The organism is Streptomyces sp. NPDC051940 (assembly GCF_040680895.1).
In the GTDB taxonomy this organism is placed as follows: domain Bacteria; phylum Actinomycetota; class Actinomycetes; order Streptomycetales; family Streptomycetaceae; genus Streptomyces.
On sequence record NZ_JBFAXR010000202.1, the window covers coordinates 1 to 10,457 of the forward strand.

Consider the following 10,457-nt stretch of genomic DNA (forward strand, 5'->3'; position numbering starts at 1 on the left):
GAGCGCACCCGCGCGGCCACGCCGCCGCCGTCACACCGGCCCGGCCCGCCGCGCCGCCCGCGGCTCACACCGGCTGCCGCACCCCGCGCCGGCGGTACGTCGACGGGTTCACGCCGTAGTGGGCCTTGAAGCGGCGGGTGAAGTGGCTCTGGTCCGGCCAGCCGACCGCCGTGCCGATCTGGGCCACCGGATGGTCCGTCGCCGCCAGCAGGACCGCCGCCGTCTCGGCCCGGTGATGGGCCAGATAGGCCATGGGCGGCAGGCCCGTGTTCGTCTTGAAGAGGCGGACCAGGTAGTTCGGGGCCAGATGGCAGGCGTCGGCCAGGTCCTGCAGCGTCCAGGCGCGGGTCAGTTGCGCCTCCAGGAGGCGGATCGCGCGCAGCACCGCCGGATGCGTGTACCCCGAGGCCGCACGGGCGCCACCCGCCGTACGGGCCAGCAGGCCCAGCGCCAGCGTCAGCCGCCCCACCACGTCCGCCCGGTGCAGCCCGTCCGGCCGCTGGTCGCGCACTTCCGAGAGCGCCTCCAGGTGTACGACGTACTCGGCGAGCGTCCGTGCGTCCAGGCGGAGCGTGAGCGTGCCCTGGTGGCCCGGGGTGTACGGGCCGTCGTACAACAGGTGCGAGAGGAGGGGGTCCTCGCGGGTCCACGCCAGTTCGCGGCGCAGCATCTCCGGCGCGAAGCAGCAGTTGAAGACCTCGAGCCGGTCGCAGTCCTCAAGCGCGTGCCACGCCCCCGGCCGCAGCAGCCACACGTCGCCCGCCGACAGCCGGTGCTCGCCCAGCGGCGACAGGTGCGTGCCGGTACCGCCCACCACGGTCAGGATCTCGATGAAGCTGTGCGTGTGCACCGGATGGCTGTCGAGGTGCAGATGACGGCCCGCACCGGCGGTGATCTCGTCGGTGAAGAAGATCAGGCCGCTCTCCAGGGCCACCGGCAACTCGGACATGCGGCACACCATAAGGCGCCCGGGTCCCGCCGGTCACCGGCCGTGCACCGGGAACTCCACCGGGCGGGCCGGCCGCCCGTCAGGTTAGGAACGTCCAAGCGGCGGTTCATCCCGGCCTAACAGCTCCGCAGGTCAGCGGCGCACTATCGCTGCGTGCCACAGACAGACTTCGCCAGGGATCAACCACCGCCCCCCGCCCGCTGGGCCGCCCGGTGGATCGGCAACCCCGACTGGGAGGCCGCCGTCCGCGACGGCGCCGGAGCGGCGGCCGCGCTGCCGGTCTTCACCACGCGGTTCACGGTCGAGCGGCCCGTACGCAGCGCGCACCTGCACCTCACCGCGCTCGGCGTGTACGACGCCACCCTCAACGGCCAACCGGTCGGCACCGCCGTCCTGGAGCCGCCGTACACCGACTACTCCCGCCGCCTCGTCCACCGCGGTTACGACGTGACCGCCCTGCTGCGCGACGGCGAGAACACCCTCGCCGTCGAGGTCGGCACCGGCATGGCCCACATCCCGCCCACCCCGGGCCGCTACCAGAAGCTCACCCGCTCCGACGGCCCGCCCCGGCTCCTCGCCCAGCTGGAGGTCGACTTCGGGGACGCCGGCGGCCCGACGGTGATAGCCACCGACGCGACCTGGTTCACCGCCCTCGGCCCCACCACCTTCTCCGGCTGGTACGGCGGCGAGGACCACGACGCCCGCCGCACCCCGGAGCGCCGGCGGCCCGCCGTCGACCTCGGCCCCGCCGCCGACGGCCCCCGGCTCACCCGCAGCACCGCCCCGCCCGTCGAGGTGGTCGACACCCTCCCCACCCGCGCCGTCACCGAACCGAAGCCCGGTGTGTACGTCTTCGACCTGGGCGTGAACTTCGCCGGCCGGCAGCGCCTGACCGTCGGCGGACCCGCGGGCACCCGCGTCGTGATGCGGCCCGGCGAGGTCCTCGGCCCCGACGGCCTGGTCGTCCAGGACCCGGACGGCACCGGCGGGCCCATCTGGGACACGTACGTCCTGAGCGGCGCCGGCACCGAGACCTGGCGACCCCGCTTCCGCTACCACGGCCTGCGCTACCTGCAGGTCGAGGGCCTGCCCGGGCCGCCCGGCGCCGACACCGTCACCGGCGAGGTGCTGCGCGCCGCCAACCGGCCGGCCGGCTCCTTCACCTGCTCCAGCGACCTGCTCAACACCCTGCACGCGATGGTCGACCGGGCCGTCCAGTCCAACATGTTCTCCGTCCTCACCGACTGCCCGCACCGCGAGAAGCTCGGCTGGCTGGAGCAGATCCACCTGGTCTTCGGCCCGATCGCCTTCGGTTACGACGTCGCCGACTACTACCGCGAACTGCTGCGGACCGTCGCCGAGGCGCAGACCCCCGAGGGGCTCGTCCCGGACATCGCGCCCGAGTACACGGTGTTCGAGGGCGGCTTCCGCGACGACCCCAACTGGGGCGGCGCCCTCGTCCTCGTGCCCTGGCTGCTGTACCGCCGGTACGGCGACACCGGCACGCTCCGCGAGCACTACCCGGCCATGCGGCGCTACGCCGACTACCTCACCGGACTGGCCCGCGGCCACCTCCTCGACCACGGCCTCGGCGACTGGGCGGCCTCCGACGAGTCCACCCCGCGTGGCGTCACCGCCACCTTCGGCTATCTGCGGGTGGTGGAGACCCTGCACCGGATCGCCGCCGTGCTCGGCGAGGAGGTGGACGCCGCCCGCTACAAGGAGCTGGCCGCCCGGATCGGCGAGGCGTTCCACACGGCGTACTACCGGCCCGCCGAGCAGCGCTACGGCGTCGGCAACCAGGCGTGCGACGCCCTCGCCCTCGACCTCGGGGTGGTGCCCGCCGACGTACGCCGGAAGGTGCTGGACCACCTCGTCGCGGACATCCGCGCGCACGGCGACCACTTCACCGTCGGGGAGATCCCGCTGCCGTCCCTGCTGCGGGTGCTGGCCGACGCCGGCCGGCACGACGTGATCTGGGACGTCGTCACCCGCCCCGGCCACCCGGGCTGGGGCCATCTCGCCGCGAGCGGGGCCACCGCCCTGCCCGAGTACTGGGACGGACCCGAGGGCCACGGCTCGCAGAACCACTTCATGCTCGGCGTGATCGACGAGTGGTTCACCGCCCACCTCGCCGGCATCCAGCAGGCCGACGGCTCCGCCGGCGGACGCGACCTCGTCATCCGCCCCGTCCTCGCCGGCGATCTGACCCGGGTCGAGGCGGAGCACCACGGACCCACCGGGACCGTCCGGTCCGCCTGGCGGCTGGCCGAGGGCCGGCTGCGGCTGGAGGTGACCGTCCCCGAGGGCAGCACCGCCACCGTCCACGTGCCGGCGCGCCGCGGGTCCACCGGCTGGGGGACCGTCGTCGCGCCGGCCCGGGCGGAACGGACCGGTTCGCTCCGGTTCCGCGTCGGCCCAGGTCAGTGGGTTTTCCAAGGAGCGCCCGAGGCTTCGATCCAGGGGCTATGACCGCGCCCCTCCCGGCCCCTACTATTCGCCCGTTCAGCAGCAAGGAGACCGTTGTGAGACGCACGACCGCCCGCCTCCCGATAGCCGCCCTGGCGGCCCTGATCACCGCCGCCCTCGCCGGCTGCGGCAACCCGACCGCCGGCGGCTCCGGCTCCGGCCCGCTCCCCGAGGCGTCCGCCGACATGGACCTGAAAGGCGTCACGCTCACCGTCTGGCAGTCGAACACCCTGCAGGCCGGGTACAAGACGCTCTTCGAGGAGTTCGAGAAGGAGACGGGGGCGCGGATCAGGTCCGAGGTCTTCCCCGACCCGTACGAGTCGAACCTGCTCACCAAGTGGACCACCGGGACCCGCCCCGACCTGATGGTCTTCCAGTCCACGGCCAGCTATCTGCAGCGGCTCAACCCCAAGAAGAACCTCTACGACCTCTCCGGCCAGGACTTCGTCGCCAAGCAGAGGTTCGGCCTCGCCGACTCGGCCTCCGTGTACGACGGCAGGAACTACGGGCTCACGCTGGAGCCGCCGAGCGTGTTCGGCCTCTGGTACAACAAGGAGGTCCTCGCCGCGAGCGGTCTGAAGCCCCCCACGAACCTCGCCGGGCTGCACACCGTCTGCGCCGCGCTGAAGCGGAAGAACCCCGGAGTCGCCCCGCTCTACGATGCCGGCGGCGACCAGTGGACCACGCAGATCCTGCCGTTCATGCTCTGGGCCGACGCCATGAAGGGCGGGCTCCAGGACGGGCTCAACACCAACAAGGCCCGGTGGACCGACCCGGCGGTCGTCGACTCCCTGAAGGCGTACAAGAAGCTCGTCGCGGACGGCTGCTTCAACAAGAACCTGAGGACCGGCACCTACGCCGAGCAGGAGGAGCTCTTCGCCGCCGGCAAGGTCGCCATGATCCCCCAGGGCACCTGGGTCAGCGCGGACTTCGTGAAGTCCGTCGGCGTGGAGAGGATGAACAAGTCGATGGGCTGGCAGGCGCTGTCCGCCTCGACGCCGACCGCCGCGTACGCGACGACCTTCTCCGTGCAGATGCCCCGCACCGGCGACCGGAAGCGGGAGCAGGCGGCCCTCGCCTTCCTGAAGTTCGCCTCGGGCCCCGCGTACCAGAAGTTCGTCGACGTACAGAAGCAGGCCCCCACACTCGACGGGTTCACCACCCCGGCCGAGGTGCCGGAGGCGACCGGCGCCGCGTACGCCGCGCTGCAGGGCGGGACGGACAGCGCTCCGCAGCTGTTCGCGGCCGACTTCGGGCCGTTCCCCACCTACATGAGCAAGCTGATCAACGGCACCTCCTCGCCCGAGCAGGTCGCCGGTGATCTGCAGGCCGCCTGGACGAAGAGCGCCAAGGCCGTGGGCCTGCCCGGCTTCTGAGCCCGAACATCCCTCCACTCCACCCGAGAGAGATCCGTGCCCATGACCGCGTCCACGCTCAGGCAACGGGCGGGAACCGCCGGGTTCCTGCTGCCGGCGCTGCTCGTCGTGACCGTCTTCTACGCCGTGCCGAACCTGCTGAACTTCGCGCTGGCGTTCACCGACTGGTCGTCGTACAGCGACACCGTCCGCTTCACCGGACTCGCGAACTTCCGCGAGCTGCTGCACGAGGGGGCGCTGGTCAACGACCTGCGCGTGACCGTCGTGTACGCCGTGGTGGTGATGGTCGCGCAGAACCTGGCGGGCCTGGTGCTGGCCTTCGCCCTGGAGCGTTCGTGCCGGACGCACGGGTTCTTCCGGGCGGTGTTCTTCCTGCCCGTGCTCATCTCGCCGCTGGCGGCGGGCTACGTCTTCAAGGCGCTGCTCGCCGACGACGGCCCCCTCAACCGCGCGCTGGGCGTGCAGGTGTCCTGGCTCGGCTCCACCACCTGGACCATCGTGGTGGTGGCGCTGGTCAACGCCTGGAAGTTCATGGGCGTCAACATGCTCGTGTACATCGCGGGGCTGAACGCGATCCCCCGCGAACTGCTGGAGGCCGCCCGCGCCGAGGGCGCGAGCCGGTGGCAGGTGATCCGCTCGGTGCAGCTGCCGCTGCTCGCCCCGGCGATCACGTTCAACTTCGTCACCACGCTGATCGGCGCCTTCAACACCTTCGACATCGTCTTCGCGATGACCGGGGGCGGCCCGGGCGACTCCACCCAGGTGCTGAACTCCTTCATCCAGCAGCAGTACGCCCAGGGCTACTACGGCTACTCGATCTCCATGGCCCTGCTCCTGCTGCTGCTCGTGTGCGCGGTGGCCTTCCCCGTCCTGGCCACCCTGCGCCGCCGGGAGGTGGACCTGTGACCGCCGGGACCCGGGCCGTGAAGTACGCCCTGCTCACCGCCGCCGCCCTCCTCCTCGTCGGCGCGCCGGTGTGGCTGGTGCTCGTCAACGCCGCCAAACCGTTCGCCGAGGCCAGGACGCCGGACTTCTCCCTGCCCGAGCAGTGGGCGCTGGCGGACAACTTCCATACCGTGCTCACCGAGGGCCGCGCGGGCACCGGGCTGCTCAACAGCCTGCTGATCACGGGCAGTTCGGTGGCGTTCATCCTGGTCGCCGGTTCCATGGCCGCCTGGATCTTCGCCCGCAGCGCCTCGCGGACCGTACGTGCCGTGTTCTACGCCGCCATCGTCGGCATCCTCGTCCCCGCCCCGGTGATCACGTCGGTCTACCTCGACGCCCAGCTGGGCCTGCAGGGCTCCCGGCTGTCCCTGATCGGCCTGTACGCCGGGGTCTACCTCTCCCTGGCGATCTTCCTGATCACCGGATTCGTCCGGACCATCCCCCGGGAGCTGGAGGAGGCCGCGCACCTGGACGGGGCCGGCCGGCAGCGGGTGTTCTGGACGATCGTCTTCCCGCTGCTCGGGCCGGTGCTCTTCGCGGCCGGGATCGTGCTGTGGGTCTACCTCTGGAACGACTTCTTCTACGCCTTCTTCCTCCTCGGCGGCGAGGACAAGCAGACGCTCCCGCTCGGCCTGTTCGCCGTCGTCAGCTCCAACTCGCACTCCACCAACTGGAACTACGTCTTCGCCGACGTCATCGTCGTCAGCCTGCCGCTGGTCCTGGTCTTCGTACTCGGACAGCGCCGCATCCTGGCGGGCGTGATGGCGGGCGGCATCAAGGGCTGACCCGCGCGTCGGCCGCGAAGGAGAGGATCGCCGTGAGACTCCCGAACCGCACCGCGAAGGCACTGGCGGCACTGCTCGGCACGGTGGCCGCGCTGGCACCGGTCCCGGCGGCGGCAGACCAGAGCGCCGTCGCCACCGTCACCGTGTCCGCCGCCTACGGCACCGACGCCGGCGCCCTGGACAAGGACCTGCTCCTGGGCGCCTCGCAGGGCGGCTACCTGTCCCTGCGGAACCTGCACGTCCTCGCCGACCACGCCGGCGAGCTGGCCGGCCTGGGGCTGCGCGAGATCCGCGTCGACCACGTCTTCGACGACGAGTTCTACGGCGTGGTGAAGACCCCGACCAGCTACGACTTCACCAAGCTCGACTCCGTGCTGCTGCCGCTCGCCGACGCCGGCATCAAGCCCTGGATCAGCCTCAGCTACACACCCGCGGCCCTCGGCCCGGGACTCTTCGCGCCGCCCACCGACAACGCCGCCTGGGCCCGGGCGGTCACCGCGACGGTCGAGCACTACGAGGCCCTCGGCCACACCGGCTGGAACTGGGAGGTCTGGAACGAACCCGACCACCAGGCCGGCTTCTGGACCGGCACCGCCGCCCAGTACAACGCCCTGTACCAGGCGAGCGCACAGGCCGTACGCCAGGCCGACCCGACCGCGCGGGTCGGTGGGCCGGGGGTCGCGACGCCCACGACGGGGCTGCTGTACACCTGGCTCGACTATCTGGCGGCCAACCCGTCCGTACCCTGCGACTTCGTCTCCTGGCACTCGTACGGACCGGGCGACTTCGCCTCCACCGCACAGATCCGCAGCGAACTCTCCCGGCGCGGGATCCCGGAGAAGAAGCTGTACGTCACCGAGTGGAACTCGACCTTCGAGATGGCCAACGGCCCCGGCACCTGGCCCGACACCCACCAGACGGCGTCCTACGCCGCACACCGACTGTTCGGGGCGCTCGACGAGCCCGGCCTCGACGGGGTGTTCTTCTTCAGCGGGCTGGAGGGCTGGGCACCGCGCAAGGACTTCAACGGCGACCTCGGCATGATGACGGCCGACGGCCGGACCAAGGCGGTGGGCAACCTCTTCGCCATGCTCGGCTCCCTCGGCGGCACCAGGCTCACCACCACGGTGGCCGGCGCCACCGGAACGGCCGCCCACGCACTGGTCACCGCCGACCCGGCGACGCGCAGGGTCACCGCCCTGCTCTGGAACGACACCCTGGACGCCGTACCCTTCCAGCTCGCCCTCTCCGCCCTGCCCTACGCGGGCGGGAACGTCGCCGTCACCCGCACCGACATCGACGCCGTCGCCGGCAACTCCTGGACGGACCGGGCCGCCGGTCTGCAGGCCCAGCGCCCGATGCCGCACGAGCGGCTGCGCCCCTCGTCCCGCACGGTCCTAGGCCCGACGCAGAGCTGGTCCACCTCCCTGACCCTGGCCCCGAACGCCACCACCCTGATCGAACTCACCCCCACCGCCGAGACCACGGGTACGAAGCCGCTCCCCGACGTCACCACCACCGTCGACGCGGCCCGCGACGCCGCCGTGTCGTACAGCTCGCAGTACACCGACACCTCCCAGGGCTGGTTCCCGGCCGCCCTCACCGACGGACGCCGCCACAGCCTCGCCGCCGCCAACGCGGACGGCCCGACGATGGGCTGGACCTCGGCCGGGCACACCTCCGCCGCGGCCACCGAGCACGTCCAGGTGGACCTCGGCTCGCGGCAGCCCTTCGACGCCGTCACCCTGTGGCCGCGCGACGACCAGGCCGGCGACGGGTACGCCTTCCCGGCCGACTTCACCGTCGCCGGCTCCAACGACGGCTCGACCTGGACGACGCTCGTCACCCGCACCGGCTACGGCGACGGCTCCCCGGTGCGCGGGGCGCGGACCTTCGCCGTCCCCGGCGCCTCGTACCGCCACGTCCGCGTCACCGCCACCCGGCTGGGCCTGCCGTTGGCCGAGGCGGGCGGGCCGGCGTACCGCTTCCAGCTCGCCGAACTCGAGGTCACCCGGCAGGCGGTGAACGTACCCGTCGCCAACCCCGGCTTCGAGAGCGGCCAGCTCGGCGGCTGGAACGGCAACGCCTCCGTCACCGCGTCCGGCGCCCGCTCCGGAACACGCGCCGCCACCTTCGCGGGCGCGGGCAACGGGGTGAACACCACGGTCACCGGACTGCGGCCGGACACCACCTACACCTTCTCCGGATACCTGCGCTCCGCCACCGCCGGGGACTTCGTCCACCTGGGCGTGAAGGACTACGGTGGCACGGAGCTGAGCATCCCCGTCGGAGCGGCCTCGTACAGCCCCGTCTCCGTGACCTTCACGACCGGCGCGACCAGCACCACCGCGAATCTCTACGCGTACAAGAACAGCGGCACCGCACAGGCCTGGTTCGACGACTTCATGCTCGTACAGGCCGGCTGACCGGTGCCGTTTCCGGACCCGACCGAGGGAGCCCCCATGACCGCACGTATCCCCGCGACCGCCCGCAAGCCCCGCGTCGGACTCGTCGCCGGCGGACTGGGCGCCTACTGGCCGCAGTTCCCCGACCTGCTGCCGCAGCTGCGGCGGTCCGCGGCGCGGGTGAGTGAGCGCATGACCGAGTTCGACGCCGAGGTCGTCGACGTCGGCTTCATCTCCGACGCCGCCGAGGGCGCGCAGGCCGCCGAACGGCTGCGGGCCGCGGACTGCGACCTCATCGTCGGCTTCCTCACCACCTATATGACGGCCACCATGCTGGCGCCGATAGCCCAGCGCAGCGGCGCGCCCGTGCTGCTGATCAACCTGCAGCCCACCGAGGCGATGGACCACGCCACCTTCGACACCGGGCAGTGGCTCGCGTACTGCGGCGCCTGCCCGCTGCCGGAGATGGCCAACACCTTCGAGCGCCTCGGCGTCGACTTCCGCTCCGTGTCCGGTCATCTGGAGGACGAGCGTGCCTGGCAGCGCATCGGCCGGTGGATCCGCGCGGCGGGCGTGACGTCCGTGCTGAGGAACGGCCGGCACGGGCTGATGGGGCACCTCTATCCGGGCATGTACGACGTGTCCACCGACCTGACCATGGTCACCGCCAATCTGGGTGGGCACGTCGAGGTGCTGGAGTTCGACGACCTCCGGGTGCGCACGGAGAAGGTGACGGACGCGGAGGTGGAGGCCAAGCTCGTCCAGACCCGCAAGACCTTCGACCTCGACGAGACCGTGGACGCCGACGACCTGGCCTGGGCGGCGCGCGTCTCCGTGGGGCTGGACCGGCTGGTCGAGGACTTCGACCTGGACTCGCTGGCGTACTACCACCGCGGACTGGACGGCGAGACGCACGAGCGGCTCGGGGCCGGCATGATCCTCGGCTCCTCGCTGCTCACGGCCCGCGGCATCCCCGCCGCGGGGGAGTACGAGCTGCGCACCTCCCTGGCCATGCTCATCGCCGACCGGCTCGGCGCGGGCGGCTCGTTCACCGAGCTGCAGGCGCTGAACTTCCGCGACGACGTGGTGGAGATGGGCCACGACGGCCCCGGCCATCTCGCGATCAGCGAACGCCGCCCGCTGCTGCGCGGCCTCGGCGTCTACCACGGCAAGCGCGGCTGGGGCGTGTCGGTGGAGTTCGACGTGAAGCATGGGCCGGTGACGGCGGTGGGCCTCGGCCAGACCCGCGACGGGCGCTACCGGCTGATCGCCTCCCAGGGCACGGTGGTCGAGGGCCCGCTGCTGCGCATCGGCAACACGACCTCCCGGGTCGACTTCGGCCGCGATCCGGGGGAGTGGTGCGACGCGTGGAGCGCGAGCGGCGTCGGCCACCACTGGGCGCTGGCGACCGGCCACATCGTGCCGGAGCTGCGGGCGGTGGCGGAGCTCGCGGGGATCGGGCTGGTGGAGGTGGCCGGGGGGTGACCCACCCCGGCGGTAGGGCCGCCGGGGGTGCCCCACCCCCGGC

General features: G+C 72.2%; 7 protein-coding genes. 6 read left to right on the forward strand and 1 reads right to left on the reverse strand.

Translation table 11 applies throughout. From position 1 onward, the window contains the following. Positions 1 to 64: 64 nt before the first annotated feature. A complete protein-coding gene (locus AB0M28_RS38430) occupies positions 65 to 949 on the reverse strand; it encodes an AraC family transcriptional regulator (RefSeq protein ID WP_365415133.1) in 885 nt (294 codons plus the stop codon). 153 nt (positions 950 to 1,102) lie between these two features. Here AB0M28_RS38430 and AB0M28_RS38435 point away from each other — a divergent pair, with 153 nt between their 5' ends. The 6 genes from AB0M28_RS38435 to AB0M28_RS38460 are packed head-to-tail and all read left to right on the forward strand — an operon-like array spanning position 1,103 to position 10,414. Continuing rightward, positions 1,103 to 3,421, forward strand: a complete 2,319-nt coding sequence (locus AB0M28_RS38435) for a family 78 glycoside hydrolase catalytic domain (RefSeq protein WP_365415135.1) — start codon at positions 1,103 to 1,105, stop codon at positions 3,419 to 3,421. 53 nt (positions 3,422 to 3,474) lie between these two features. Further along, positions 3,475 to 4,794: an extracellular solute-binding protein gene (locus tag AB0M28_RS38440; protein WP_365415136.1), complete on the forward strand. Its 1,320-nt coding sequence runs from the start codon at positions 3,475 to 3,477 to the stop codon at positions 4,792 to 4,794. A 42-nt stretch (positions 4,795 to 4,836) separates the two neighbouring features. Further along, complete coding sequence (locus AB0M28_RS38445) at positions 4,837 to 5,700, forward strand: sugar ABC transporter permease (protein ID WP_365415138.1); 864 nt, start codon at positions 4,837 to 4,839, stop codon at positions 5,698 to 5,700. Then, complete coding sequence (locus AB0M28_RS38450; RefSeq protein ID WP_365415140.1) at positions 5,697 to 6,524, forward strand: carbohydrate ABC transporter permease; 828 nt, start codon at positions 5,697 to 5,699, stop codon at positions 6,522 to 6,524. The genes AB0M28_RS38445 and AB0M28_RS38450 overlap by 4 nt, the downstream gene beginning before the upstream one ends. 32 nt (positions 6,525 to 6,556) lie before the next feature. Further along, positions 6,557 to 8,950: a discoidin domain-containing protein gene (locus AB0M28_RS38455; RefSeq protein ID WP_365415142.1), complete on the forward strand. Its 2,394-nt coding sequence runs from the start codon at positions 6,557 to 6,559 to the stop codon at positions 8,948 to 8,950. A gap of 36 nt (positions 8,951 to 8,986) precedes the next feature. Continuing rightward, a complete protein-coding gene (locus tag AB0M28_RS38460; protein WP_365415144.1) occupies positions 8,987 to 10,414 on the forward strand; it encodes an L-fucose/L-arabinose isomerase family protein in 1,428 nt (475 codons plus the stop codon). Positions 10,415 to 10,457 lie beyond the last annotated feature (43 nt).

Coding starts and splice junctions, on each gene's coding strand:
- AB0M28_RS38430 (WP_365415133.1), bottom strand. CDS start 949: ATGTCCGAGTTGCCGGTGGCCCTGGAGAGCGGCCTGATCTTCTTCACC.
- AB0M28_RS38445 (WP_365415138.1), top strand. CDS start 4,837: ATGACCGCGTCCACGCTCAGGCAACGGGCGGGAACCGCCGGGTTCCTG.
- AB0M28_RS38460 (WP_365415144.1), top strand. CDS start 8,987: ATGACCGCACGTATCCCCGCGACCGCCCGCAAGCCCCGCGTCGGACTC.